21 protein-coding genes are annotated in these 25,804 nt (G+C 60.8%); 5 read left to right on the forward strand and 16 right to left on the reverse strand.

Annotated elements, in window-relative coordinates:
- Positions 1 to 102: 102 nt before the first annotated feature.
- The 7 genes from mdtD to betI form a co-directional block, all read right to left on the reverse strand.
- Positions 103 to 1,530 carry a multidrug transporter subunit MdtD gene (mdtD, locus tag AC1RJ3_RS07025; protein WP_493078125.1) on the reverse strand — a complete coding sequence of 476 codons (1,428 nt, stop codon included), beginning with the start codon at positions 1,528 to 1,530 and terminating at the stop codon, positions 103 to 105.
- A gap of 195 nt (positions 1,531 to 1,725) precedes the next feature.
- Entirely contained in the window at positions 1,726 to 3,063 is a 1,338-nt protein-coding gene (locus AC1RJ3_RS07030) for a TldD/PmbA family protein (protein WP_493078127.1), read from the reverse strand.
- On the reverse strand, positions 3,063 to 4,505 hold the full coding sequence (locus AC1RJ3_RS07035) for a TldD/PmbA family protein (protein ID WP_493078129.1): 1,443 nt from the start codon (positions 4,503 to 4,505) through the stop codon (positions 3,063 to 3,065). Before AC1RJ3_RS07035 ends, AC1RJ3_RS07030 begins: the two co-directional genes overlap by 1 nt.
- Positions 4,506 to 4,649: 144 nt before the next feature.
- Positions 4,650 to 5,345, reverse strand: a complete 696-nt coding sequence (locus AC1RJ3_RS07040) for an RraA family protein (protein WP_054594399.1) — start codon at positions 5,343 to 5,345, stop codon at positions 4,650 to 4,652.
- A 269-nt stretch (positions 5,346 to 5,614) separates the two neighbouring features.
- Positions 5,615 to 7,318 (reverse strand): choline dehydrogenase, encoded by a 1,704-nt coding sequence (gene betA / locus AC1RJ3_RS07045; protein WP_054594395.1) that lies wholly within the window; start codon positions 7,316 to 7,318, stop codon positions 5,615 to 5,617.
- A 214-nt stretch (positions 7,319 to 7,532) separates the two neighbouring features.
- Entirely contained in the window at positions 7,533 to 9,005 is a 1,473-nt protein-coding gene (gene betB, locus AC1RJ3_RS07050) for a betaine-aldehyde dehydrogenase (RefSeq protein ID WP_493078132.1), read from the reverse strand.
- 96 nt (positions 9,006 to 9,101) lie between these two features.
- Positions 9,102 to 9,707, reverse strand: a complete 606-nt coding sequence (gene betI, locus AC1RJ3_RS07055) for a transcriptional regulator BetI (RefSeq protein WP_054594393.1) — start codon at positions 9,705 to 9,707, stop codon at positions 9,102 to 9,104.
- Between the two features lie 225 nt (positions 9,708 to 9,932).
- Between betI and AC1RJ3_RS07060 the strand changes: the two genes are divergently transcribed.
- The gene (locus AC1RJ3_RS07060; RefSeq protein ID WP_493078134.1) at positions 9,933 to 10,070 is read left to right on the forward strand and encodes a hypothetical protein; all 138 of its coding nucleotides are present in this window, start codon (positions 9,933 to 9,935) and stop codon (positions 10,068 to 10,070) included.
- Positions 10,071 to 10,190: 120 nt separating this feature from the next.
- Entirely contained in the window at positions 10,191 to 12,131 is a 1,941-nt protein-coding gene (locus AC1RJ3_RS07065; protein ID WP_371917630.1) for a BCCT family transporter, read from the forward strand.
- A gap of 267 nt (positions 12,132 to 12,398) precedes the next feature.
- Here AC1RJ3_RS07065 and choV read toward each other — a convergent pair whose 3' ends face one another.
- The 3 genes from choV to AC1RJ3_RS07080 form a co-directional block, all read right to left on the reverse strand.
- Positions 12,399 to 13,577, reverse strand: coding sequence for a choline ABC transporter ATP-binding protein (gene choV / locus AC1RJ3_RS07070; protein WP_054594391.1), 1,179 nt, complete (start codon positions 13,575 to 13,577; stop codon positions 12,399 to 12,401).
- The gene (choW, locus tag AC1RJ3_RS07075; RefSeq protein ID WP_054594390.1) at positions 13,574 to 14,419 is read right to left on the reverse strand and encodes a choline ABC transporter permease subunit; all 846 of its coding nucleotides are present in this window, start codon (positions 14,417 to 14,419) and stop codon (positions 13,574 to 13,576) included. Before choW ends, choV begins: the two co-directional genes overlap by 4 nt.
- A 66-nt stretch (positions 14,420 to 14,485) precedes the next feature.
- Positions 14,486 to 15,436, reverse strand: a complete 951-nt coding sequence (locus tag AC1RJ3_RS07080; RefSeq protein WP_019694015.1) for a choline ABC transporter substrate-binding protein — start codon at positions 15,434 to 15,436, stop codon at positions 14,486 to 14,488.
- 430 nt (positions 15,437 to 15,866) lie between these two features.
- On the opposite strand from AC1RJ3_RS07080, the gene AC1RJ3_RS07085 reads away from it, so the two are divergent.
- Positions 15,867 to 17,243 (forward strand): L-serine ammonia-lyase, encoded by a 1,377-nt coding sequence (locus tag AC1RJ3_RS07085; protein ID WP_054594389.1) that lies wholly within the window; start codon positions 15,867 to 15,869, stop codon positions 17,241 to 17,243.
- A 551-nt stretch (positions 17,244 to 17,794) separates the two neighbouring features.
- A complete protein-coding gene (gbdR, locus tag AC1RJ3_RS07090; protein ID WP_054594388.1) occupies positions 17,795 to 18,898 on the forward strand; it encodes a choline metabolism transcriptional regulator GbdR in 1,104 nt (367 codons plus the stop codon).
- Positions 18,899 to 19,050: 152 nt separating this feature from the next.
- Here the strand turns inward: gbdR and AC1RJ3_RS07095 are convergent, their stop codons facing one another.
- The 6 genes from AC1RJ3_RS07095 to choX form a co-directional block, all read right to left on the reverse strand.
- Entirely contained in the window at positions 19,051 to 19,314 is a 264-nt protein-coding gene (locus AC1RJ3_RS07095) for a hypothetical protein (RefSeq protein ID WP_019694012.1), read from the reverse strand.
- A gap of 388 nt (positions 19,315 to 19,702) precedes the next feature.
- On the reverse strand, positions 19,703 to 20,866 hold the full coding sequence (locus AC1RJ3_RS07100; RefSeq protein WP_347928202.1) for a gamma-butyrobetaine dioxygenase: 1,164 nt from the start codon (positions 20,864 to 20,866) through the stop codon (positions 19,703 to 19,705).
- Positions 20,867 to 20,887: 21 nt separating this feature from the next.
- Complete coding sequence (locus AC1RJ3_RS07105; RefSeq protein WP_054594386.1) at positions 20,888 to 21,364, reverse strand: thioesterase family protein; 477 nt, start codon at positions 21,362 to 21,364, stop codon at positions 20,888 to 20,890.
- Between the two features lie 179 nt (positions 21,365 to 21,543).
- Positions 21,544 to 22,509: an L-carnitine dehydrogenase gene (locus AC1RJ3_RS07110; RefSeq protein WP_103320268.1), complete on the reverse strand. Its 966-nt coding sequence runs from the start codon at positions 22,507 to 22,509 to the stop codon at positions 21,544 to 21,546.
- A gap of 215 nt (positions 22,510 to 22,724) precedes the next feature.
- Positions 22,725 to 23,612 (reverse strand): 3-dehydrocarnitine:acetyl-CoA trimethylamine transferase CdhC, encoded by an 888-nt coding sequence (gene cdhC / locus AC1RJ3_RS07115; RefSeq protein WP_019694008.1) that lies wholly within the window; start codon positions 23,610 to 23,612, stop codon positions 22,725 to 22,727.
- An 86-nt stretch (positions 23,613 to 23,698) separates the two neighbouring features.
- On the reverse strand, positions 23,699 to 24,643 hold the full coding sequence (gene choX, locus AC1RJ3_RS07120; protein WP_054594384.1) for a choline ABC transporter substrate-binding protein: 945 nt from the start codon (positions 24,641 to 24,643) through the stop codon (positions 23,699 to 23,701).
- Between the two features lie 194 nt (positions 24,644 to 24,837).
- On the opposite strand from choX, the gene AC1RJ3_RS07125 reads away from it, so the two are divergent.
- Entirely contained in the window at positions 24,838 to 25,797 is a 960-nt protein-coding gene (locus AC1RJ3_RS07125) for a GlxA family transcriptional regulator (protein ID WP_103322148.1), read from the forward strand.
- The last annotated feature ends 7 nt before the right edge of the window (positions 25,798 to 25,804 follow it).

Genomic DNA, 25,804 nt, shown 5'->3' on the forward strand with positions numbered 1-25,804 from the left:
CTGGCCTGCAAAACAAAATGTCGCGCAGTGTACCAGTCCCGCGCGCTCCACCTGCAAATTCTGGACGAATAGCCGTAGCAAATCGTCGTAGCAGCTGCCGAGTTAGTGCTCGACATCGTGCTCGCGGCTGACCATCCGTCGGCCATCCTTTGGGGACAGCTGGGAAAAGATCGTTGCGGCCAGCATTGCCATGATGCCGATGGTGACGAAGGTTAGTTGGAAGGCGCCCAGCACCGTGTTCACGCCATCATTGCCGACCTCCGCCGTGAAACCACCCAGCAGGGCGCCGGCGCAGGCAACGCCGAGACTCAGCGACAACTGCGCGACCACTGACAGCAGGCTGTTGCCGCTGCTGGCGCTGGCGTCGTCGAGGTCGATCAGGGTCACGGTATTCATCGCTGTGAACTGGAAGGAGTTGATCGCCCCGAGTATCGCCAGTTGCACCAGCAGCAGCCAATAAGGCGTCTGCTCACTGACCAGGCCCATGCTCGCCAGCATGATTCCCAGCGCCAGGGTGTTACCGGTCAGCACGATGCGGTAACCCAGGCGCTCGATCAGCGGTCGCGCGATCGACTTGGCGAACATTGCCGCGGCGGCCAGCGGCAACATGCTCATCCCGGCCAGGGACGGCGAGTAGCCCAAGGCGACCTGTAGCAGCAATGGCACCAGAAACGGCAGGGCGCCGCTGCCCAGCCGGGCGAACAGGTTGCCGAGAATGCCCACGGCAAAAGTCCGGGTCTTGAACAGCGCCGGTGCGAACAACGGATTGTCGATATGCCCGGCCCGCAGCCAATACGCCGCCAGGCACGCCATGCCACCAAACAGCAGCAACATCACCCGCAAATGCGGAAGGTGCAGTTCGCCCAGGCCTTCCATGGCAATGGTGATCAGCACCATCGCCGCGCCGAACAGCAGGAAACCCAAGCCATCGAAGCGCGTGCGCTCAGAGCCGCGCAGATCCGGGATGAACTTCCAGACCGCGTAGCAGCCGATCAGCCCGACCGGCAGATTGATCAGGAAGATCCAGTGCCAGGTCAGGTATTGCACCATCCAGCCGCCCATGGTCGGACCGATCAACGGCCCGAGCAGGCCGGGAATGGTGATGAAGCCCATGATCCGCACCAGTTCCGAACGCGGGTAAGCACGCAGCACCACCAGTCGCCCGACCGGCAGCATCAATGCGCCGCCCAGCCCCTGAATCACCCGGGCGCCGACCAGCATGGTCAAGGTGCTGGAGAGCGCACAGAGCAGAGAGCCGAGGCTGAACAAGAGGATGGCGCCGAAGAAGATTTTCTTGGTGCCGAAGCGGTCGGCGACCCAGCCCGATGCCGGAATCAGCAAGGCGACCGTGAGCATGTAGGCGATGATCACGCCCTGCATGCGCAGTGGGTCTTCTGCCAGATCGAGGGCCATGGCGGGCAGGGCGGTGTTGAGGATGGTCCCGTCGAGGGACTGCATGAAAAACGCAATCGCCACCACCCAGGGGACCCAGCGGGCGGTGACTGCATCAAGAGCCGGATGGTTGGGCATGGGACCTCGTGTGGGTTGGACAGGTAATACTTGCTCTTTGTGGCGAGGGAGCTTGCTCCCGCTGGGTCGCGCAGCGACCCCGAAATCAGCAAACGCGGTTCACCAGACGGACCGCACTGGCTGGGTTACGACTGCTGCACCCGAACGCGGACCGGCCGGCGGGAGCAAGCTCCCTCGCCACAAGGTGTTATGTGTTTACAGGGTCAACGTCAGGCGGCTGACCAGCGCTCCCGGCAACACCGCCGAAGCCGTGTTGCGCTGGCTGTAGGTGCTGGGCGACAGAATCAGCTCACGCTCACTCGTCAGTGCTTCCAGCTGCGAACCGAGCAGGCTGTAGGCGCTGTCATCGAAGCGCATGGTGCTGACCGGTGCCTGAATCTCGCCGTTTTCGACCCAGAAGGTCGCGAAGCGGGTCATGCCGGTCAAGCGTGCGGCCGGTTGGTCCGAGTAATTCAGGTACCACAGGTTGCTGATGTACAGGCCAGTGCCGAGCTGCTTGAGAATCTCGGCTTCCGGCAATACACCGGCGGCCATGTTCAACGCGCTTGGTGACTCACCGCCACCGGCACCGTTGGCAGTCAGGCCATATTCGGCGGCACTGCGCGAACCCACCAGCCGCTCGCCCGCCTTGCCTGCAACGATCAACCCGAGATCGCTGCGCGGGTAGCCTTCGCCGGAAAACGCCGGGCTCAGGGAACCGCTGACTTTTTCATCCAGCGAGAGCAATGGGCTGAACGCGCTATCACCCGCGTAGAGTTTTTGCAGCGGGCTGCTTTTGCTGGCAATCGACTGCGCGGAGAAACCACCCCAGCAGAGCATGCCGACGATCTCCTCCAAAGCGGCTGGCGCCAGATAGGCGCGGTATTGACCCGGCGCCAACGTGCGCAGTGGCCGCCCCAAGAACTCCAGTTGCTCGCGGGCCTGCTGGAAGCGTTTGGCGAAACCTTCGCTGTTCCAGTCGTGCCCGGCGTAGCTGGCTTTCACCGCCTGGCCGTTGGCGTGGAACAGGCTGAAGTCGAAATTGAAGCTGTTGGCCTGATGCCAGCCAAAGGCACCGGATGAACTGGCGAAACCCCGGCTGATCGGCCCGGCGGCGTAGAAGCCAACCAGATCGAGCCCTTCGGCAGCGCGGGCGATTTCGGCAACCACCTGCTCGGTGTCCGGTAATGGGTGATCCTGAATGTTCTTGCTCTGCCAGCCGGTGTGGTTGAGCAGCAGATACGGATCCTGCGGTAACAGCGGCAGGGTCTCGCGCAGCTGTTGCAGACCTTCGGCCAGGCGCTGAAGGTCGACCTCGGGATCACCGGCGAGGGTGATGCTCAGGTCCGCGTGTCGACCGTCATTGATCAATTTGAAACCGACGCTGGCTTGCTGGACCTGGCCAGCCTGACGCACCTTGGCGTGGTTGAAGCGCACAAACGCCGACGATTCGGCGGCGTAGCTCAGGGTGAATTGCTCAGGCTCGCGCACCTCGCTGCGCAACCAGGCCACCAGTCCTTTGAATTGCTCGACCTGACTCAACGTCGTACTCATCAGGCGTCTCCTCCAAACACATCAATGTTGCTGAACACGCAGGCCGGTGAGGCATGGCCGACGCGGATCACCTGGTTCGGTTCGCCTTTACCGCAGTTCGGCGTGCCCAGCACCTTGAAGGTGCTGGTGTCGCCAACGGCGCTGAGGTTGCGCCAGAACTGCGCGGAAATGCCTCGGTAGTTCGGGTTCTTCACCACGCCTTTGAGTTCGCCGTTTTCAATCAACTGGCCCCACTCGCAGCCGAACTGGAATTTATTCCGCGCATCGTCAATTGACCATGAGCGGTTAGTCGACATCAGCACGCCGTGTTCAATGCCGCTGATCAGCTGTTCGAGCGACTGGTCGCCAGGCTCGATGTTGAGATTGGCCATGCGGTCGATGGGCGGACGGTTCCAGCCGCAGGCGCGGCTGTTGGCGACGCCGTCGAGGCCCGCACGAAATTGCGACAGCGCACCACCCAGCGGACGGATCAGCAAGCCTTCGTGGATCAGGAATTGTTTGCTCGCCGCCGTGCCATCGTCGTCATGACCATAGCTGGCGAGCTGCTCGGGAATGTCCGGGTCGAAGGTCACATTGAGCAGTTTGGAGCCGTATTGCAGGCTGCCGAAATCACTGGTGTTGACGAAACTGGTGCCGGCGTAATTGCGCTCGTCGCCGAGGATGCGGTCCAGTTCCAGCGGGTGGCCGATGGACTCGTGGATCTGCAGCATCATCTGGTCCGGCATCAGCAGCAGGTCGCGTTTGCCTTGCGGAGTGTTGGGTGCCAGCAGCAATTGCAGCGCCTGGTCGGCGACGTGCGGGCCGGCGCCAATCAGGCCGCAGCGGCTGATCACGTCCGCGCCACCTTGCTGGCCGAAGTTTTCGCGGCCCAGGCTGCGGGTCTGGCTGTCGTTACCGTCGTAGGCGGTGACATCCAGCCCCGGGTAGACGAAGCGTTGTGCCTGACGCAGTTCGGCGCCGGCGCTGTTGAGGTAGATCTGCTCGACATGGGTGATGCCGATGCTGACCTGCCAGTTCACCAGTCGCTCGTCCTTGGGCACGGCGGCGGATTCGGCGCCGAGCAGTTGGTAGCAATCGCTGAGGGACGGGAAGGGTTGTTCCAGATTCGGTGACAGGTAATCGGCGCGCTCGCTGGAAACCGGCTGCTGGCGCAGGTCGAGCAGGGCATGGGCGGCAATCGAACGGGCCTGTCGTTCGGCGCGGTCGAGGGCGGCTTGCAGGCCGGATGGCGACAGGTCGTTGGTCGCGGCATAGGCTTCGACGCCATTGACCCGTGCAGTCAGCATCGCCCCTTCATCGCGACTCAGGCTTGGAGGCTCGGCAACGTTTTTGCGTACCGACAGGTACTGACCCGACTCGCGCACATAGCGCAGCGAAAAAAACTCGGCGCCCGTGCGCAAGGCAGCGAAGCGCTGCTTGAGCTGGGGGTGGAAATCGAACATGCGAGGAACCTCCTTGTGAGAAGCGGCGACCTTGAGGGACTCATCGCGGGCAAGCCTCGCTCCTACAGGTTCAGGGTTGAATCATCGATGTGAGATTAACCACAAAACCGTAGGAGCAAGGCTTGCCCGCGATGCCTTTGGCAGTTAAACCGGGCAACCCTTGGCGCGCAGGATGGCGTCGAAACGATCCGGGTCCAGCGTTCCGGCTTCGATAGCCGCAAGCGTAGCCTGTTCCCGCGCCAGCAGGTCGTGGCAACGCACCAGCAGTTCCGGCAGTTCGCTGCGCGAGGCAGCTACCACGCCGTCACCGTCGCCAATCATCAGGTCACCAGGAGCAACCAGCATGCCAGCGCAGGAGATCGGTACGTTGATTTCGCCGCCACCGTCGGTGCTCGGGCCACGGTGTACGCCGCCGATGGCGTAGGCCGGCAGTTCACCGGTTTGCCACTCGTCGAGGTCACGCAGGGCGCCGTTGATCACCACGCCGACGATCCCGGCCTTGAGGGCCATGGCGCGCATGATGCCGCCGAACACCGCGCGGGTCAGGTCGGCGCTGCCGTCGATCACCAGCACATCGCCCGGGCGGGCCATCTGCATGGCTTTGAGGATCATCAGGTTGTCGCCGGGGCGCACGCGAACCGTCAGCGCACTGCCGAGCATCGGCGCATTGCCGTGGAAGGCTTTCAAACCCAGGCCACCGACGTTGCGACCCAGGCAGTCGCTGACGGCGGCGGCGGGGATCTTGCTGAATTCCTTCAGCCATTTCGGATCGAGGGGTTCTACGTTGGGGTTGATCAGGTAGCCGGTGGGCCATTTGCTCGAAGACACGACATCAAACATGAGTAAGCCTCGTGGCCAGCCAGGTGGCGGCTTGTCGATGGGGGCGGGGGGGTAAAACGTTTGCGCGGTGACTAGAGTAGGCCTGCGCGGGGGGTGGGATCAAGGGTGAAGCGGTGTGGGAAGGATGTAAGGCGGGGAGAGGTGTGTTGTTTGCTAGAAAGCCATCGCGAGCAAGCTCCCACACTTGATCTGTGTTGAACGCTAAATAGCGATTCGATGCAAATCCAATGTGGGAGCGAGCCTGCTCGCGATGCGCCGCAGGCGCGGTGTTACTGCGCGGTAGGGCCCACTTCACGCAACGGCTTGCCACGCACCGGGGCGTCGCCCGCGACGTAGTATTTGGCCTTGCTGCGTGGCAGTGGCTGACGACCACGGATCTTGTCGGCGATTTTCTCGGCGATCATGATCGTTGGCGCGTTCAGGTTACCGGTGGTGATCAGCGGCATGATCGAGGCATCGACCACACGCAGACCCTGCATTCCGTGGACGCGACCCTGGCCATCGACCACGGCCATTTCGTCGGTGCCCATTTTGCACGAGCAGGACGGGTGGAACGCGGTTTCGGCGTGTTCACGGATGAACTTGTCGAGTTGCTCATCGGTTTGCACTTCGATGCCTGGGCTCAGCTCGCGACCACGGAACGCGTCGAGTGCCGGCTGCTGCATGATTTCACGGGTCAGGCGGATGCCGTCACGGAATTCCTGCCAGTCTTGCTCGGTGGCCATGTAGTTGAACAGGATGCTCGGGTGCTGGCGCGGATCCTTGGATTTGACCTGGATGCGGCCACGGCTTGGCGAACGCATGGAGCCCATGTGCGCCTGGAAACCGTGCTCTTTCACGCCGTTGCTGCCGTTGTAGTTAATCGCCACCGGCAGGAAGTGGTACTGAATGTTCGGCCATTCGAAGTCCGGACGCGTACGGATAAAACCGCCAGCCTCGAACTGGTTGCTGGCGCCGATACCGGTGCCATTGAACAACCACTCGGCACCAATGGCCGGCTGGTTGTACCAGAGCAGCGACGGGTATAGCGAAACCGGCTGGGTGCACGCGTATTGCAGGTACAGCTCCAGGTGGTCCTGCAGGTTCTCGCCGACGCCTGGCAGATCGTGAACCACCGGAATGTCGAGGCTCTTGAGCAGCTTGGCCGGGCCGACGCCGGAGCGTTGGAGGATTTGCGGCGAAGCAATCGCGCCGCTGCACAGCAACACTTCTTTGCGTGCACGGGCTTCAACAGGTTCTTCGGCGCTGCCCACCAGGTAACGTACGCCGATCGCACGCTTGCCTTCGAACAGAATCTTGTCGGTCAGGGCGTGGGTGACGATGTTCAGCGTCGAACGCTTTTTGGCGATGTCCAGGTAGCCGCGCGCGGTGCTGGAGCGACGGCCTTTAGGCGTTACGGTACGGTCCATCGGACCGAAACCTTCCTGCTGGTAGCCGTTCAGGTCTTCGGTACGCGGGTAACCGGCTTGTACGCCTGCTTCAACCATCGCGTGGAACAGCGGGTTGTTGCCGGCTTTAGGCGTGGTCACGCTGACCGGGCCTTCGCCACCGTGGTAGTCGTTCGGGCCGATGTCGCGGGTTTCCGCTTTGCGGAAATACGGCAGGCAGTCCAGGTAGGTCCAGTCTTCCAGGCCAGGGTTTTTCGCCCAGCCATCGTAGTCCATGGCATTACCGCGGATGTAGCACATGCCGTTGATCAGCGAAGAACCGCCCAGGCCCTTGCCGCGACCGCATTCCATCCGGCGGCCGTCCATGTGTGGCTCCGGATCGGTCTCGTAGGCCCAGTTGTAGCGACGGCCTTGCAGCGGGAACGCCAGTGCCGCAGGCATTTGCGTGCGGAAATCTAAACGGTAGTCCGGGCCGCCGGCTTCGAGCAGCAGGACGGTGACGCCCGCGTCTTCAGTCAGACGGGTCGCCAGGGTGTTACCGGCAGAGCCGGCCCCGATGATGATGTAGTCGTATTCGTGGGACATTGAATGCACCCTCTTGAATTGTGGTCAGGTCGCGAGCCTGGCGCCACCCAATTGTGGCGAGGGAGCTTGCTCCCGCTCGGCTGCGCAGCAGTCGCAAAATCAGCGACTGTGATTTGTCTGAAGAAACACAGCGCCTGGGTTGGGGCCGCTTCGCGGCCCAGCGGGAGCAAGCTCCCTCGCCACAAAAGGCCCCAGCCACAGGTTGTGCGTCAGATCAGAACACCGAGGCGTAATCGCCCAGCTCGACCTGTACCGATTTGATGCGGGTGAAGTTGTTCAGCGAGCTGATGCCGTTCTCACGGCCCACGCCCGACTGCTTGTAGCCGCCGACCGGCATCTTGGCGTCGGACTCGCCCCAGGCGTTGATCCAGCAGATACCGGCTTCCAGTTGATGAATCACGCGGTGAGCGCGGTTCAGGTCGCGGGTCACGACGCCGGCAGCCAAGCCGAACTCGGTGTCGTTGGCGCGGCGGATCACTTCGTCTTCGGTTTCGTAGGTGAGGATGCTCATCACCGGGCCAAAGATTTCTTCACGAACGATGGTCATCTCGTCGGTGCAGTCGGTGAACACGGTCGGTGCCACGAAGGCGCCTTTGGCGAATTCGCCTTCGGTCAGACGCTCGCCGCCGCACAGCAGGCGCGCGCCTTCTTCCTTACCTTTGGCGATGTAGCCGAGCACACTTTCCATGTGGGCGAAGCTGACCAGCGGGCCGAAGTTGGTGTTTTCGTCTTCCGGGTTGCCGACGCGGATGCGCGCAACACGTTCCACGATCTTGGCTTCGAAAGCGGCTTTCAGGTGGCTCGGTACGAACACGCGAGTGCCGTTGGTGCAGACCTGGCCGGAGCTGTAGAAGTTGGCCATCATCGCGGTGTCGGCGGCGCGATCGAGGTCGGCGTCGTCGAAAATGATCAGCGGGGATTTGCCGCCCAGTTCCATGGTCACGTCTTTCAAGGACGAGCCGGAAGCGCTGGCCATGACCTTCTTGCCGGTGTCGGTGCCGCCGGTGAAGGAGATTTTTTCGATGCGTGGGTGCTCGGTCAGCCAGGTGCCGACTTCACGGCCGCTACCGGTCAGAACGTTGAACACGCCTGCTGGCAGGCCCGCTTCGGTGTAGATCTCAGCCAGTTTCAAGGTGGTCAGGGAAGTGACTTCGCTTGGCTTGAAGATCATCGCGTTACCGGCCGCCAGGGCTGGAGCGGATTTCCACAGGGCGATCTGGATCGGGTAGTTCCACGCGCCGATACCGGCCACGATGCCCAGAGGCTCGCGACGGGTGTAGACGAACGAGGTGGTGCGCAGCGGGATTTGTTCGCCTTCGATGGCTGGCACCAGGCCTGCGTAGTATTCCAGTACGTCAGCGCCGGTAACGATGTCGACGTAGCGGGTTTCGGAGTACGCCTTGCCGGTGTCCAGGGTTTCCAGTGCGGCCAGTTCATCGTTGCGCTCGCGCAGGATTTCTACGGCGCGACGCAGGATGCGCGAACGCTCCATGGCCGTCATCGCGGCCCAGATTTTCTGGCCCTTTTCGGCGCTGACGACAGCGCGCTCGACGTCGGCGAAGGTTGCACGTTGCACTGTGGCGAGAACTTCACCGTTAGCCGGGTTGATGGCTTCGAAGGTGGCGTCGCCGCTGGCGTCGGAGTAACCGCCGTCGATGTAGAGTTTTTGCAGTTCGAAACGGGCCATAGAGTCCTCGCAAGTGCATTTAGTTATTGGCGTCAGCCACTGGACGTGCCGTAAAACCTGGGCACGTTGATCAGTCGCCGTTCAGGGGCCGAGCGGTTATGTGTGCTCTAGCAGCTCCTGTTTAGCCAGTTGGATATCCATATATTCGTAAGCGATTCGTTGCGCCTGCTCGGTGTCGAAAGCGTCTCCCGACAGCGCGCCGCGCAACCACAAACCGTCAATCAGAGCCGCCAGCCCGCGTGCTGCGTTGCGTGCCTGATCAAGCGGCAGCACTCGGCGGAACTCGCAGCACAGGTTGGAATACAGGCGGTGATCGTTGATCCGCTGCAACCTGTGTAAAGACGGTTGGTGCATGCTGGTTGCCCAGAAGGCCAACCAGGTTTTCATTGCCGGGCCATTGACCTGGCTGGCGTCGAAGTTGCCTTCGATAATCACCTGAAGATGAGCCCGCGGGCTGTTATCTCCCAGCGCCAGGCGGCGCGCGGTGACGTTCTCGCTGAGGACGCTCATCAGATACCGCATCGTGGCGGCGATCAGGCCATTCTTGTCCTGAAAATAGTGACTGATGATGCCATTCGAGACACCAGCCAAACGGGCGATCAGCGCAATGCTGGCGTCCCCCATCCCGACTCGATCGACGGCCTGCAATGTGGCTTCGATCAACTGCTGACGGCGGATGGGTTGCATACCGACCTTGGGCATCTTGCACATCTCCTTAGGCCTCCCGGTGGGCGAAAAACGGCTACCGGATTGAGGGCCAGTCTATTTTGTTTTGATTGAACGTTCAATCAACAAAGAATAAGATCTGCGACAAATCGTCGCTGCCTACAGGTTTTTCCTACATGTGGTTGGCGGAAAAACGACATCCGAAAAATGCTCGAAACCCGCACAGGGCATGCTGCGAACCGATTTCAATGGACGCGTTGTATGGGCAAGACGCTCAGGGTCATGCGCTGCGTCATGTACGCGCGCGCGATCTTCGAGGTCGGTTTTCAACACGGCTGCCGCGGTTTCGGGCTTTTTTCGGGGTGTCTTTATATCACCCGCAGGTCGGCTGCCAACTAACCGATTGGTCGGGTACTGCTTTGCCTTGTGTCTTTCTCTCGCACTGCCTGGAGCATCTGTGCAATGAGTTCTGCCTCTCTTATAAAGACCCCACCCGAGAAGGTGACGGTCAACGGTTGGGTGTTCTACACCTCGACCGCATTGATCCTGCTGCTGACCGCCATCCTCATCGCCGCGCCGCAAGAAGCCGGGAGAATGCTGGGGATCGCTCAGGCGTGGTTGTCGCGCAGCTTCGGCTGGTACTACATGGTGGTGATCGCCGCCTATTTGGTATTCGTCGTCGGCCTGGCGTTCTCGTCCTACGGCAAGCTCAAGCTGGGTAGCAAGGACGATACCCCGGACTTCAGCTATGGCGCCTGGGCCGGGATGCTGTTCTCGTCCGGTATCGGTATCTCGCTGCTGTACTTCGGTGCATCCGAACCGCTGGATCACTACTTCAATCCGCCGGAAGGCGCGGCGGGCAGCAACCTGGCAGCGCGTCAGGCAGTACAGCTGACGTTCCTGCATTGGGGGCTGCATGGCTGGGCGATCTACGCCTTGGTCGGTCTGGCCGTGGCGTACTTTGCGTACCGTCATAACCAGCCGCTGGCGTTGCGTTCGGCGCTGTATCCGCTGGTGGGCGAGCGTTGGGTCAAAGGCGCGGCCGGTCATGCGGTGGATGGCTTTGGCATGTTCGTGACCCTGCTGGGTCTGGTGACCAACCTGGGGATTGGTTCGCTGCAAGTGTCGTCGGGTCTTGAGAACCTGTTCGGCATGGCGCACAGCGACACCAACCTGCTGATCGTGATCATCGTGATGAGCACTGTGGCGACCATCGCTGCCGTGTCGGGCGTGGAAAACGGTATCCGCCGTCTGTCCAACCTGAACATCGTGCTGTTCAGCGGCCTGCTGATTTTCGTCCTGCTGTTCGGCCCGACCTTGCACCTGCTTAACGGCTTCGTGCAGAACATCGGCGACTACCTGAACGGTGTGGTGCTGAAAACCTTCGACCTGTACGTGTACGAAGCCGACAACGCCAAATCCGAGCGCTGGTTGGGCCTGTGGACCCTGTTCTACTGGGCCTGGTGGATTTCCTGGGCGCCATTCGTAGGCATGTTCATCGCGCGTATTTCTCGCGGTCGTACCGTGCGTGAACTGGTGGCCGGCGTGCTGCTGATTCCGCTGGGCTTCACCTTGGCCTGGTTGTCGATCTTCGGTAACTCGGCACTGGATCTGGTGATGAATCACGGGGCGGTGGAGCTCGGGAAGACGGCGCTGGAACAGCCGTCCATGGCGATCTATCAGCTGCTTGAGCACTACCCGGCGTCGAAGATCGTGATCGGCGTGTCGATTTTTGTCGGCTTCGTGTTGTTCCTGACCCCGGCCGACTCCGGCGCGGTGATGATGGCGAACCTGTCCTGCAAGGGCGGCAACGTCGACGAAGACGCGCCGCACTGGCTGCGGATCTTCTGGTCGGTGGTGATCACGCTGGTGACCATTGGCCTGCTGCTCGCCGGTAACTTCGAAGCCATGCAAACCATGGTGGTGCTGGCCGGTCTGCCGTTCTCGGTGGTGCTGGTGTTCTTCATGTTCGGCTTGCACAAGGCCATGCGCCAGGACGTGCAGATCGAGCAGGAACAAGCCGAACTGGCGGCGCGTGGTCGTCGTGGTTTCAGCGAGCGTCTGACCCAACTGGACCTGCAACCGAGCCAGTCGATCGTTCAGCGCTTCATGGACAAACACGTCAGCCCGGCGCTGGAAGATGCGGCGGCGCAATTGCGTACTCAGGGGCTGGACGTGCAAACGTTGCTGGGTAAAGCCAAGCGTTGCATGGGCGTGCGGATCGAGATGGAAGAGGGCAATCCGTTTGTCTACGAAGTGAGCCTGGACGGCTATCTGGCTGCGCCGAGCGAGTCGCCGAACCCGGATGAAGCGCGCACGCGTTACTACCGCGCCGAGGTGTACCTGCACAACGGCAGCCAGGAGTACGACTTGATGGGTTTCACTCAGGATCAGATCACCCGTGATGTGCTCGATCAGTTTGAAAGCCATCGACAGCTCCTGGGCCGTGTCTATAGCTAAGACTTAAGTGACGCGGTGCATCAACTGCACCGCGGCTCCGTTGTGGTGAGGGGGCTTGTCGGAACGCCGCAACGCCCCGCTCGACTGCGCAGCAGTCGTAAATCCGGATAACGCGATCTCTCTGAAGCACCGTGGTGCCAGATTTTGGGGCCGCTGCGCGACCCAACGGGGGCAAGCCCCCTCGCCACAGTAGTCTGTGTTTGCAGTCCAACTGTTGCACTAACAAAAACGCCGCGATCCTCTCGCGGCGTTTTTGTGTCTGCTGTCTTACCCCAGGTTCTTGCCGAGCAGCGCGTGGTACAGCTCGCTGTCGCCGAGAATCCCCACCACTTTGTTGTTGTCGTGCAGTACCAGCTTGTTGCCGGTCTGATAACGAATCTGCAGCGCGTCGCGCATGCCGATGTTCGAGTCCACCAGCGTTGGGCGACGGCCCAGGCCTTCCACCGCTTGCCCCGGTACCCAGTTCTGCAGGTCCAGGCTGGAACCGTTCTGGCGTGCGCCTTTGATGGTGTTGCCTTCGGCCAGGTCCAGCCACGAATCGCCACCCGGATCCAGGCATACCGAGCCGTTGATGCGTTTGCAGTTGTCCAGCGTGCGCATCAGGCTGCGACCGCACAGTACGTTCAGCGGGTTGGTGTGCGCGACGAAGGTCCGCACATAGTCATCGGCCGGGTTGAGGACGATTTCTTCCGGCTTGCTGTACTGGATGATCCGGCCGTCTTTCATGATTGCGATGCGGCTGCCGAGTTTCAGCGCTTCATCGAGATCGTGACTTACAAAGACGATGGTCTTGTGCAGCTTGCGTTGCAGTTCCAGCAGTTCATCTTGCAGGCCCTGGCGAATCAGCGGGTCGAGTGCCGAGAAGGGTTCGTCCATCAGCAGGATGTCGGCGTCCATCGCCAGCGCGCGGGCCAGGCCCACACGTTGCTGCATGCCGCCGGAAAGTTCGTCGGGCTTCTTGTTACGCCATTGGGTCAGGCCCACCAGTTCGAGCTTTTCATCGACCAACTGGCGACGTTCCTTCTCGGGACGACCCTGCATTTCGAGACCGAAGCTGATGTTCTCGCGCACCGTCAGCCAAGGCATCAGGGCGAACTTCTGGAACACCATGGCGATGCGTTTGGTGCGCATCATTTTCAGCTCGGCCGGGGTGCAGGAGGCGATGTCGATCTGGCGGCCTTCATGCTCGACGAACAGCTTGCCACGGCTGACCGTGTTCAAGCCGTTGATGCAGCGCAGCAAGCTGGATTTGCCGGAGCCGGAGAGGCCCATCAGCACGCAGATTTCGCCTTTCTCGATGTCCAGGCTGGCTTTTTCAACGCCAACAATTTGCCCGGTTTTCTTCAGGATCTGGTCGCGGGTCATGCCCTGATCCAGCAGCTTGAGGGCCTCGCGTGGATCCTTGGAGAAGATAACGTCGACGTTATCGAAGCGAATTATGCTCATGCGTCACCCCCTACTTTGGCGTCGGGTTGTTTGCAGATACGGTCGAGCATGATCGCCAGCAGTACGATCGCCAACCCGGCTTCGAAGCCCAGGGCGATATCGGCAGTGTTCAGTGCGTTGACCACGGGTTTGCCCAGGCCATCGGCGCCCACCAGTGCCGCGATCACCACCATCGACAACGACAGCATGATGCACTGGGTGATACCGGCGGCGATGCTTGGCATCGCGTGGGGCAGTTCAATACGCGAGAGCAGCTGACGACGCGAGCAGCCAAAGGCCTTGCCGGCGTCCATCAGTTCTTGCGGCACATCGCGGATGCCCAGGTAGGTCAGACGAATAGGCGCGGCAATCGCGAACACTACCGTTGAAATCAGACCCGGGACCACACCCAGACCGAACAGGGTCAGGGTAGGAATGAGGTACACGAACGTCGGTACGGTCTGCATCAGATCGAGCACCGGACGCATCATCGTGTAGAACATCGGTTTGTGCGCGGCGACGATGCCCAACGGCACGCCAATGATCACGCAGACAAAGGTAGCGAACAGCACCTGGGCGAGGGTTTCCATGGTTTCCTGCCAGTAACCCAGATTGAGGATCAGCAGGAAGGAGGCGATCACGAAAGCGGTCAGGCCCCATTTGCGTTGGATGAAGTGAGCCAGCAGTGCGATCAATCCGATCAGTGCCAGCGGGTTGAACCAGGTCAGCGCAAACGTCACGCCGTGGATCATCGTTTCCAGTGTCGTGGCGATCGCATCGAATGTGCTGGCGCCGTGTTGCGTCAACCATTCAACGAAGGCAGCGATGTACTGGCCTAAAGGGATTTTCTGATCAATCAGCATGGTAGTGAACGTCCGCATGCGAGGAAAAAAACAGCCCGGGCGAGCGAACTCGCCCGGCGTCAACGATTACTTTGCAAGCTTGGCTTTCACGGCTTCCAGGCCAGGTTTACCGTCAATGGTGGTCACGCCAGCGAGCCAGGTATCGAGTACCTGTGGGTTCTTTTTCAGCCAGGCCTTGGCAGCTGCTTCAGGTTTCATCTTGTCGTCCAGGATGTTGCCCATCAGCGAGCTTTCCATGTCTACGGTGAACTCCAGATTCTTCAGCAACTGGCCAACGTTGCTGCATTCCTGGGTGTAGCCCTTGCGGGTGTTGGTCAGGACTGTCGCCGCACCGAAATCCGGGCCGAAATAATCATCGCCGCCGGTGAGGTACTGGATCTTGAAGCGCTTGTTCATCGGGTGCGGTGCCCAGCCCAGGAACACCACGGCGGTATCGCGCTTCTGAGCGCGGTCGACTTGCGAGAGCATGCCGGCTTCGCTGGACTCGACCACTTTGAAACCAGCGTCTTTGAGGCCGAAGGCGTTCTTGTCGATCATACTCTGGATCAGGCGGTTGCCATCGTTACCCGGCTCGATGCCATAGATTTTGCCGTCGAGTTCTTTCTTGAATTTGGTTATATCGGCGAAGTCATGCAGGCCTTTGTCGTAAAGCGCTTGCGGCACCGCCAGGGTGTACTTGGCGCCTTTGAGATTAGTACGCACGGTTTCCACGGTGCCGGCATCACGGTAGGCCTTGATGTCGTTTTCCATGGTCGGCATCCAGTTGCCGAGGAACACATCCATGTTCTTGCCGTCGGCCAGGGACTTGTAGGTTACCGGCACGGAAATCATGGTGGTCTTGGTCTTGTAGCCCAGCGCGTCGAGCACGACGCTGGTGGTCGCGGTTGTGGCGGTGATGTCGGTCCAGCCGACATCGGAGAAGTTTACGGTGCTGCACTGCGCCGGTTCTGCGGCATGAGCCAGAAGCGGCAGACTCAGCATCGCGGCCAACAACAACGACGGGGAACCTATTTTCATGGGTGGACTCCTGAGTGTTTTTTTGGGCGGTGTTCTGACCGCACTTATGAGTGTTGCGGTTGGTCGGCGTATGGAGACTGCTCTACCACAGCGCCGTGCAATCGAGTCGAGACTGATCATGGACCAGTGAAATTCTGACGCCTACAGGGTGCGTCGTATCCAGTACAGGGATGGTCGCATCCAGTGTCGGTGAGGTCGTTTACAGCTTTATTCAGCGCTTTTTAGTCCTCTGAACTGTAAAAAAACGGCCAAAACATGCCGTCTGCGGCCAGCGGCGTTGGTGAGCATGGGTACGTCGGTGTGAGACGTCGAACGACATCGCAAAAGCCCGATGATGCGGTTATCTCGGCGGATCGCAGCTTGAGCGTAGCAGCTCCGTCACCGGGTGCTTTGACACCTGGAATCTGCTCATCGAGGAGTCTCGCAAGTCATGGCTATCAGTGTTTTCGACCTGTTCAAAATCGGTATTGGCCCCTCTAGTTCGCACACGGTGGGGCCTATGCGCGCTGCGGCGTTGTTCGTCGAATCGTTGCGCGAGAAGGGGCTGCTGGAGCAGGTGCACCGGATCGAAGTCCAGCTGTTCGGTTCGTTGTCGGCTACCGGCATCGGTCACGGCAGCGACAATGCGGTGATCATGGGTTTGATGGGTGAATGGCCGGACGCGATTGACCCGTCGCAAATCGGCATTCGCATCGACACCTTGCGTGAAACCCATACCCTGTTGCTCGATGGTCGCTTGCCGGTGCCCTTCATCTGGGCGCGGGACATGCGCCTGATCGATGAGAACCTGCCATTCCATCCCAATGCGATGACCCTGGTGGCTGAAGGCGAAAACGCTGAGTTGCACCGCGACACCTACTATTCAGTCGGCGGTGGTTTTGTCGTTGATGAGGCGCAGGCTTCAAGCGGCGTCGTCGACCTGGACAGCACCGTATTGCCTTACGATTTTTCCAGCGCAGCGGAGCTGCTTGCCCTGTGCAAGAAACACAACTTGCGCGTCGCCGAGTTGATGATGGCGAACGAAAAGGTCTGGCGTTCGGAAGAGGAAATCCGCAGCGGCCTGATGAAACTCTGGCGTGCCATGCAGGACTGCGTCGAGCAGGGCCTCAAGCACGAAGGCATCTTGCCTGGTGGCCTGAATGTGCGCCGCCGCGCCGCTAAATTGCATCGCAGCCTGCAAGAGCTGAACAAGCCCAACGTGATCGGCTCGACCTTGAGCGCCATGGAGTGGGTCAACCTGTTCGCCCTCGCGGTTAACGAAGAAAATGCGGCAGGCGGGCGGATGGTCACGGCACCGACTAACGGCGCAGCGGGAATCATCCCGGCGGTGTTGCACTACTTCATGAAGTTCAGCGAGGCGGTGACGGACGCTAACGTCGTCGACTATTTCCTTGGTGCAGCAGCGGTCGGGATCCTGTGTAAAAAGAACGCCTCGATTTCCGGCGCTGAAGTCGGCTGCCAGGGCGAAGTCGGATCGGCTTGCGCGATGGCGGCGGCGGGGTTGGCGGAGATTCTTGGGGCGACGCCGGAGCAACTCTGCAACGCGGCGGAAATCGGTCTGGAGCATAACCTTGGCCTGACGTGCGATCCGGTCGGCGGGCTGGTGCAGGTGCCGTGCATCGAGCGCAACGCGATTGCCGCGGTGAAGGCGATCAATGCTGCACAAATGGCCTTGCGCGGCGACGGTCAGCACTTCATCTCGCTGGACCGGGTGATCCGCACCATGCGCGATACCGGCGCCGACATGCACGATAAATATAAAGAAACATCACGCGGTGGGTTGGCGGTCAGCGCGGTTGAGTGCTGAGATCGCAGAGCCCTGTGGCGAGGGAGCTTGCTCCCGCTGGGGCGCGAAGCGGCCCTGAATCTTTACGACTGCTGCGCCCGAGCGCGGACCGGCCGAGCGGGAGCAAGCTCCCTCGCCACAGTGGACCAGTCAAAACTGCGCGCTAAGTGAACACTGATCCAACAGAGCGCCACCTTTTAGCGCGTCGCAAATAGGCAACAAAAATCTCCTGCGGTCAGACGTCATTCCGGGCGCTGACCGCTCGTCACCTGTGCTTGGGGTGACACTCTTTCCCGGCACTTTTGATGCGCTTCCCAAAAGTGCTACCGATTTGCTCACACCCCGCGGGGTAGGGCATCTGCCAGCCTGATAACCCTTGCGCATCGACTGAGCTCTATAGACACATATAGACACATCGCGACGTCGTTTTCAGGAGTTATTGAATGAGCATTCAATTTTAGGCATGGCAATTGCTCTGTCATAACAAAGCCCCGTCTCACGCAAGAGAACGATGGCCATAACAAGAGCCTCCGCCTGAGGCCATCACCCGCTTTGTGTGAGGAGATACCGCGATGACGTCGTTCAACTCCGGGGCGCAACCCCAGAACCGTGCGCCTCAATCCATCGGCTTTTTGCTGCTGGACAATTTCACGCTGATTTCTCTGGCCTCTGCAGTAGAACCCCTGCGCATGGCCAACCAATTGTCCGGTCGCGAGTTGTATCGCTGGAGCACGCTCACCGTTGACGGCGGCCAGGTCTGGGCCAGTGACGGCCTGCAAATCACCCCTGACGCCTCCATGCACAAAGCCCCGCCCCTGGACACCGTGATTGTCTGTGGCGGCATCGGCATTCAACGCACGGTGACCCGTGAACACGTGTCGTGGCTGCAAAGCCAGGCCCGTCAGTCGCGCCGTCTCGGTGCGGTCTGCACCGGTAGTTGGGCCCTGGCCTGCGCCGGTCTGCTGGACGGTTTCGATTGCAGCGTGCACTGGGAATGTCTGGCGTCGATGCAGGAAGCTTTCCCACGGGTGGCGATGAGCACTCGCCTGTTCACCCTCGACCGTAACCGGTTCACCAGCTCTGGCGGCACCGCGCCACTGGACATGATGCTGCACCTGATCAGCCGCGACCACGGCCGCGAACTGTCGGCAGCGATTTCGGAAATGTTTGTCTACGAGCGCATCCGCAACGAACAGGATCACCAGCGCGTGCCGCTCAAGCACATGCTGGGCACCAATCAGCCGAAGTTGCAGGAAATCGTCGCGCTGATGGAAGCCAACCTTGAAGAGCCGATCGACCTCGATGAATTGGCGGTGTACGTCGCGGTATCACGTCGTCAGCTGGAGCGGCTGTTCCAGAAATACCTGCACTGCTCGCCGTCGCGCTACTACCTCAAGCTGCGGCTGATCCGCGCCCGGCAATTGCTCAAGCAAACGCCGATGTCGATCATCGAAGTTGCCTCGGTCTGCGGCTTCGTGTCGACCCCGCACTTCTCCAAGTGCTACCGCGAATACTTCGGCATTCCTCCGCGTGACGAACGCGTCGGTTCCAACACCACCCAACAGGTGGCAATGATGCCGATCCCGCAGGCACTGGTATTGGCACCGTTGTCCGGACCGATGTCGGCGTTGAGTCAGGCGCGCAACGAGTCGACTTTCGCTAGCGTAAGGCTCTAACTGAGCGCGCTTTTGTGGCGAGGGAGCTTGCTCCCGCTGGGCTGCGTAGCAGCCCCAAATCGAAGAACGCGCAATGTCAGTCAAACGCGTTTACCGGATTTGCGACCGCTTTGCGGTCGAGCGGGAGCAAGCTCCCTCGCCACAGAGAGTGATCAGGCGCTACGGCTCTGCTGGTACAGCGCCAATGCCGGCAGCAGTTGCTTGTCGATCGCCTGGCGCACGGCGGGCAGAATAGTCGCGCTGCTGGTGTACATATCCTTGACCATTTTGCGCAGCTCATAGGCTCGCGTGTCATCCAGGCCACGTACCGCGCATTCACAGGCCTGCTCTGCAGTGGCTCCCATCGGGACTTCAAATCCGCGTGCCTTGAGCTGGCCCAACAGGTCTTCCTGGTCAATCAAATCAGCGTGCATCATGACGCAATCCTTCTTCAGGGAACGGTGTCGTGGTTCGATTCTGGTAGCGGTGATGGGGCGGGGCAAGGACGATTTGTCGCAATGGCCGCAATACCTATGAACAGGTCGTTTTCGACTAACTTGCGTGAGTGGGGAGTAGGCACACTGGATTCAGCTGGCTTCACGAAGGTTTGGTCACCCTCGCGCAACAGCTCCTCAACAGTAACTTCTGCCTCGATCCTGTCACGGCTTGATCGGGGTTTTTTTTGTCTGTGAATCAGGTGTGGGTGTGTTGTCTGAGGCGACGCCATCGCGGGCAAGCCTTGCTCCTACAGGGGAGGTAACCAGATACCCTCGTAGGAGCAAGGCTTGCTCCGGGCGGCGTTCCGACGATGAACGATGACACGGTCTAGCGTTGCAACACCAAGATGCGCGAGAGCAATTCATCGCGATCGATGTAGCAGCCCTGAAAATGCCGGGCACCGCTGGTGGGGTCGAAAGCGTTACGGGCATGCAGGGTTCGGCGGTTGTCGAAGCACCACATTTCACCGGGGTTGAGACGGGTGATGAGCCGGAAACGCGCTTCGCGGGTCATGGCGATAAAGCGTCGATAGGCCCGATACAGCTTGGGCATCTGCTCGACCGAAGCATCGAACGGCCCTCGCAGGAAATTCGCCATGCGGATTTCCGACACCTGTCCCAGCGTATCGAGGGCGATGATCGGCGCCAGGCAGCGGTAGTCGCTGTGGCGGTCCTTGTTGCGAAACTCCACGGGGATCTCGCACAGCGCACGGAAGGCCTCGGGGTCTTCCTGACGCAAGGCGTCGGCAATGGCAAAACCGTCGACAAAAATGCTCTCGCCGCCGTCCGCGTCATTGACCAGGCAATGCAGGAATTGCAGCCCCGGTTGCAACTCGCGCGTCGGCAGGTCGCTGTGCAGCGGCAGGTTGAATGCGGTGTAAGCGTTGCTGTCGGCGTCGGCCTTGGATTGCACGTTGAACAGCACACCGAAATTGCTCTCGCGGATAAACGAAATCCGCTTGGCAATGTGCGTCAGTGAGCCGGGTTCGGTGGGGACGCCGCGTACTTGGGTCAGGCCGATATCGCGCAGTGCCAGAAGCCATTGCAGCAGCGCCTTGGGATCGTCCATTACCGCCTGATAGTCGAACACCGGCAGCTTCAGTTGGTTGTTCCACAACTGGCTTTTAGGTTTGCCGGCGCTGCGCTCGGCGCGGGATTCGTCGTCATAGGCGTGAGCACGTAACCAGCCGGGGTCGAAGCGGCTGGTATGGCCGTCCAGCCAGTCGATAGACAGACAGCCCTGAGCATCCACTTGGGCCACGACGGGGTACAGATCTTCAGCGACATCGACGATTTCCAGCACCTGTTCACGGGTCACGGCATACACGCAAACCGGGCACGGACAGTTGTCGCGCAACCATTGATGATGAAAAGGACTGACCCGGCCATCGGCCCACTTCACCAGCACGTGATCCGCCAGGGTTTGCACGGTGGTCAATGCACTGATCAAAGGGTAACTGCGGAAGTCGGCAACAGCGGCGGCGGTGTTCATGCGAACTCCTTGTTTTGATTGTTATTTTTCCGGCGGTAATGCGATCACGCGGCCAATATAGGCAGGGGTGGGCAGGTCCGATTGCAATGCGCTCATGGCCCGCAGTTTGTTCAGTACCGACTCGCTGAACGGTGCCGAGCGCGGCCCCGCGAGGTCGACGTGCAGCAGCATTTGTTCGTTGCCCGCCAGTTCCTGCTCTTCGCCGACCAGATGAAGGCTGTGATAGAGGTGCAGGCGTTTACGGTCGTGACCGATGATCTGGGTGTGAACCTCGACCTCGGCGCCGAGCTTCACTTCATGCAGGTAGTTGAGGTGCAGTTCGAGGGTGAACAGCGAGTTGCCGCTGGCTTCGCGGTTGTTGCTGTCCATGCCCAGTTGATCCATCAGCGCATCGGTGGCGTAGCTGAAGATCAGCAGGTAAAACGCATCGCGCAGATGGCCGTTGTAGTCGACCCAGTCGGGGATGATTTTGGTGGTATAGGTAGTTAGGGCTGGCATGGTGCCGCTCCACAAATGTTCATGGGTTAACACATGTGGCGAGGGAGCTTGCTCCCGCTGGACTGCGTAGCAGTCTCAAAACCTGCAGTTGCGTTCTATCAGATAAAACGCTTTTACCGGTTTTTACGACCGCTTCGCGGCCGAGCGGGAGCAAGCTCCCTCGCCACGGGGTATTGCGCTTACTCGCTGAAGGTCATGCCATGTTTGGCCTTGGTGGTCTTCACCGCCTCCAGCACCGCCAGCAAGCAATCATCACGATAGCGTTCCAGCGCTGAAATGCTGTGTTTGCCCAGTTGATCGCTGGTGCCGTCGACCACGTCGTCGATCAGCTTGTCGGTCAATTCCGGTGCGGGCAGGTAAGTCCATGGCAGTTGCAACGCCGGACCGAATTGCGCCATGAAGTGCCGCATACCGGCATCGCCACCGGCCAGGGTGTAGGTCAGGAACGTGCCCATGAACGACCAGCGCAGCCCGGCGCCAAACCGGATCGCATCGTCGATTTCGCCGGTGGTTGCCACGCCGTCGTTGACCAGGTGCAGTGCCTCGCGCCACAGCGCTTCGAGCAGACGGTCAGCGATGAAGCCCGGTACTTCCTTGCGCACATGCAGCGGGCGCATGCCCAGCGATTCGTAGACTTTCATCGCTGCCTGCACCGCTTCTGGCGCAGTGTTCTTGCCACCGACCACTTCCACCAGTGGCAGCAGGTAAACCGGGTTGAACGGATGGCCGACTACGCAGCGTTCCGGGTGGGTCGAGCCCTCGTAGAACTCGCTCGGCAACAGCCCTGAAGTGCTGGAACCGATCAGTGCATTGGGCTTGGCCGCCGCGCTGATTTTGCTGTGCAGTTCGAGTTTCAGTTCAAGGCGTTCCGGGGCGCTTTCCTGGATGAAGTCGGCATCCCGCACGCATTCTTCGATGGTTGCGACAAAGCGCAGGCGATCTTGCGAAGCGCCGGGTGCCAGGCCCTGTTTCTCCAGCGCACCCCAGGCATTGGCGACACGTTTGCGCAGCGCGGCTTCGGCGCCGGGCGCCGGGTCCCAGGCCACCACATCAAGGCCATGGGCGAGGGCACGGGATACCCAGCCGCTGCCGATGACACCACTGCCCAGCGCGGCGAATGTTTTGATTTCGGTGATAAAGCTCATGGCAAATTCCTGGAAGTATTCGGTGATCCAATGTAGGAGCGAGCTTGTGTGGCGAGGGGGCTTGCCCCCGTTGGGTCGCGAAGCGGCCCCAAAATCAGCCAATGCGGTCTGTCAGTAAAAGCGCATCGGCCGGTTTACGACTGCTTCGCAGCCGAACGGGGGCAAGCCCCCTCGCCACACAAGCTCGCACCTACAGGTGATAGGTGTGGTGTGGTTTAACCGCGCTTGGTCAGGCCCATCTTCGCCCGGCCTTCGGCTGGGGTCAGGACGCGGGCACCGAGGCGGCTGAGGATTTCGCTGGCGCGCTCGACCAGTTGGCCGTTGGTCGCCAGTACGCCGCGATCCAGCCAGATGTTGTCTTCCAGCCCGACCCGCACGTTGCCACCCAGCAGCACCGCTTGAGCGGCCATCGGCATTTGCATGCGACCGATGCCGAACCCGGCCCAGACCGCATTGGCCGGCAAGTTGTCGACCATGGCTTTCATGGTGGTGGTGTCAGCCGGTGCGCCCCATGGGATGCCCAGGCACAGCTGGAACAGCGGGTCGTCGAGCAGGCCTTCCTTGATCAGCTGTTTGGCGAACCACAGGTGACCGGTGTCGAAGATTTCCAGCTCGGCCTTCACGCCCAGCTCTTGAATGCGTTTGGCGCCAGCGCGCAGCTGGGCCGGGGTGGAGACGTAAATGGTGTCGCCGTCGCCGAAGTTCAGGGTGCCGCAGTCGAGTGTGCAGATTTCCGGCAGCAGCTCTTCGACGTGGGCCAGACGGGTCAGCGGGCCGACCAGGTCGGTGTTCGGGCCAAACTCCATCGGGTTCTCGCCAGCGCCGATTTCCAGGTCGCCGCCCATGCCAGCCGTCAGGTTGACGATGATGTCGACGTCCGCTTCGCGGATGCGCTCCATCACTTCACGGTACAGCGCCACATCGCGGCTGAACTTGCCGGTTTCAGGGTTGCGCACGTGGCAGTGGACCACGGTGGCGCCGGCTTTGGCGGCTTCCACGGCAGCGGCTGCGATCTGTTTCGGGGTGACCGGCACGTGTGGGCTTTTGGCGGTCGTGTCGCCAGCACCGGTGAGTGCGCAGGTGATGATGACGTCGTGGTTCATGGTGCGGTTTCCTTCAGACATGATTTTTGGGCGTAGCGGGCCCGCTCGCAGCCGAAACCGGCTGCGAAGAGGGGATTCATTCGGGTTTATTGACTGCTCAGTTGCAGGTTCTCGGCAGCCGGTTTGCCGTCGAACGTGGTCACGCCTTCAAGCCAGCGTTGCTTGTCTTGCGGGTGATCCTTGAGCCATTGCTTGGCCGATTCGAACGCGTCCTTGTGATCGAGCAGCGGTTGCATCATCCGGCTCTCGTCTTCGGCGGTGAAAGTCAGGTTGCTCAGCAAGCGGCTGACGTTCGGGCACTGGCTGGCGTAGTTCGGGGCGGTCACGGTCCAGACGGTGGCCGAGCCTTCATTCGGGCCCAGGGCGTCCTGGCTACCGGTGAGGTAGGTCATTTTCACGTTGACGTTCATCGGGTGCGGCGCCCAACCGAAGAACACCACGGCTTCGTTGCGGCGTACGGCGCGATCGACTGCCGCGAGCATGCCGGCCTCACTGGATTCGACCAGCTGGAACTTGCCCAGGCCGAACTGGTTCTTGGCGATCATTTCCTTGATCTGGGTGTTGGCGCCCGAACCTGGCTCGATGCCGTAGATCTTGCCGCCCAGTTCTTTTTCGAACTTGGCGATGTCGGCGAAGGTTTTCAGGCCCTTGTCGGCGAGGTAGGTCGGCACGGCCAGGGTGGCACGGGCATCCTTGAGGCTCGGTTCACTCAGGACGGTCACCTGCTTGCCGGCGACAAACGGGGTGATGGTCTGGGTCATCAGCGGATTCCAGTAGCCGAGGAACATGTCCAGGCGCTGGTCGCGGATGCCGGCGAAGATGATTTGCTGGGAAGCACTGGTTTGTTTGGTCTTGTAGCCGAGGCCATCGAGCAGGACCTGGGTCATGGCGCTGGTGGCGATCACGTCGGTCCAGTTCACCACACCCATGCGCACGTTCTGGCAGGCGGCGGGGTCGGCAGCCATCGCGCCGGAACTCAAGAAAGCGGTACCACTGAGTGCGAGAACGCAGCTGCTGATCAGTCGTTTCATGGTGGGATCCTCGGCAGGTCGTTATTGTGGGGTCCGGCGTCTCTGTGCGCCGGTGATGTCACGTTACGCAGCTGAACCCGGCAGAAAACGCACAGCGGCGACCAGCTCTTGCACTGCAGCGACCTGTGCTCTTGTCTGTCGCTTGCAAGTGGCGTATCAACGTCCACACGCTGCCCGCCATCCGAGTGCGCTCCATGTCCCAGGATTTCTACTTTCTGTTGATGCCGGGTTTCTCGGCCATCGGTTTCATCTCGGCGATCGAACCGCTTCGGGTGGCCAACCGCTTTCGTGGCGAGTTGTACCGCTGGCATGTGCTGAGCGCCGACGGCGGTCCGGTATTGGCCAGCAACGGCATGTCGCTCAACGCCGATGCGGCGCTGGAACCACTGAAAAAGGGCGCGACCTTGTTGGTGGTCGCGGGGTTCGAGCCGTTGAAGTTCGTCAACCCGACACTGGAGCACTGGTTGCGTCGCCTCGATCACGACGGCGTGACCCTCGGTGGCATCGACACCGGCAGTTTTGTCCTCGCCGAAGCGGGGTTGCTCGACGGCCACCGCGTGACCCTGCACTGGGAAGCCATCGACGCGTTCAAGGAGTCTTATCCACAGCTCAGCGTGACCCAAGAGCTGTTCGAAATCGACCGGCGCCGCATCACTTCGGCTGGCGGCACTGCATCCATCGACCTGATGCTCGACCTGATCGCCCAGGCTCACGGCCCTGAGTTGGCGATTCAGGTCAGCGAGCAATTCGTGCTCGGGCGCATCCGCCCGCGCAAAGACCACCAACGCATGCAGATCGCCACGCGTTACGGCATCAGCAACAAGAAACTGGTGCACGTCATTGGCGAGATGGAACAACACAGCGAACCGCCGCTCAGCACGCTGGAACTGGCGGACTCGATCAAGGTGACGCGACGTCAGCTTGAGCGGCTGTTCCGCTTGCACCTCAACGACACGCCGAGCAACTTCTACCTGGGATTAAGACTGGAAAAGGCGAGGCAGTTGCTGCGCCAGACCGACATGAGCGTGCTTGAAGTGAGTATTGCCTGCGGGTTTGAATCGCCGTCGTATTTTACGCGTAGTTATCGGACCCGGTTTGCCCGATGCCCGCGCGAGGATCGACGGCGGTTGGGGGATGGGCGGGAGGTGGTTTGACAGGCAT

This window comes from Pseudomonas sp. GW822-FHT04C11 (assembly GCF_058800905.1).

Excerpts from the sequence above, each read along its gene's own strand:
- mdtD (WP_493078125.1), bottom strand. The coding sequence starts at position 1,530 with ATGCCCAACCATCCGGCTCTTGATGCAGTCACCGCCCGCTGGGTCCCC.
- AC1RJ3_RS07030 (WP_493078127.1), bottom strand. The coding sequence starts at position 3,063 with ATGAGTACGACGTTGAGTCAGGTCGAGCAATTCAAAGGACTGGTGGCC.
- AC1RJ3_RS07035 (WP_493078129.1), bottom strand. The coding sequence starts at position 4,505 with ATGTTCGATTTCCACCCCCAGCTCAAGCAGCGCTTCGCTGCCTTGCGC.
- AC1RJ3_RS07040 (WP_054594399.1), bottom strand. The coding sequence starts at position 5,345 with ATGTTTGATGTCGTGTCTTCGAGCAAATGGCCCACCGGCTACCTGATC.
- betA (WP_054594395.1), bottom strand. The coding sequence starts at position 7,318 with ATGTCCCACGAATACGACTACATCATCATCGGGGCCGGCTCTGCCGGT.
- betB (WP_493078132.1), bottom strand. The coding sequence starts at position 9,005 with ATGGCCCGTTTCGAACTGCAAAAACTCTACATCGACGGCGGTTACTCC.
- betI (WP_054594393.1), bottom strand. The coding sequence starts at position 9,707 with ATGCCCAAGGTCGGTATGCAACCCATCCGCCGTCAGCAGTTGATCGAA.
- AC1RJ3_RS07060 (WP_493078134.1), top strand. The coding sequence starts at position 9,933 with ATGGGCAAGACGCTCAGGGTCATGCGCTGCGTCATGTACGCGCGCGCG.
- choV (WP_054594391.1), bottom strand. The coding sequence starts at position 13,577 with ATGAGCATAATTCGCTTCGATAACGTCGACGTTATCTTCTCCAAGGAT.
- choW (WP_054594390.1), bottom strand. The coding sequence starts at position 14,419 with ATGCTGATTGATCAGAAAATCCCTTTAGGCCAGTACATCGCTGCCTTC.
- AC1RJ3_RS07080 (WP_019694015.1), bottom strand. The coding sequence starts at position 15,436 with ATGAAAATAGGTTCCCCGTCGTTGTTGTTGGCCGCGATGCTGAGTCTG.
- AC1RJ3_RS07085 (WP_054594389.1), top strand. The coding sequence starts at position 15,867 with ATGGCTATCAGTGTTTTCGACCTGTTCAAAATCGGTATTGGCCCCTCT.
- gbdR (WP_054594388.1), top strand. The coding sequence starts at position 17,795 with ATGACGTCGTTCAACTCCGGGGCGCAACCCCAGAACCGTGCGCCTCAA.
- AC1RJ3_RS07095 (WP_019694012.1), bottom strand. The coding sequence starts at position 19,314 with ATGATGCACGCTGATTTGATTGACCAGGAAGACCTGTTGGGCCAGCTC.
- AC1RJ3_RS07100 (WP_347928202.1), bottom strand. The coding sequence starts at position 20,866 with ATGAACACCGCCGCCGCTGTTGCCGACTTCCGCAGTTACCCTTTGATC.
- AC1RJ3_RS07105 (WP_054594386.1), bottom strand. The coding sequence starts at position 21,364 with ATGCCAGCCCTAACTACCTATACCACCAAAATCATCCCCGACTGGGTC.
- AC1RJ3_RS07110 (WP_103320268.1), bottom strand. The coding sequence starts at position 22,509 with ATGAGCTTTATCACCGAAATCAAAACATTCGCCGCGCTGGGCAGTGGT.
- cdhC (WP_019694008.1), bottom strand. The coding sequence starts at position 23,612 with ATGAACCACGACGTCATCATCACCTGCGCACTCACCGGTGCTGGCGAC.
- choX (WP_054594384.1), bottom strand. The coding sequence starts at position 24,643 with ATGAAACGACTGATCAGCAGCTGCGTTCTCGCACTCAGTGGTACCGCT.
- AC1RJ3_RS07125 (WP_103322148.1), top strand. The coding sequence starts at position 24,838 with ATGTCCCAGGATTTCTACTTTCTGTTGATGCCGGGTTTCTCGGCCATC.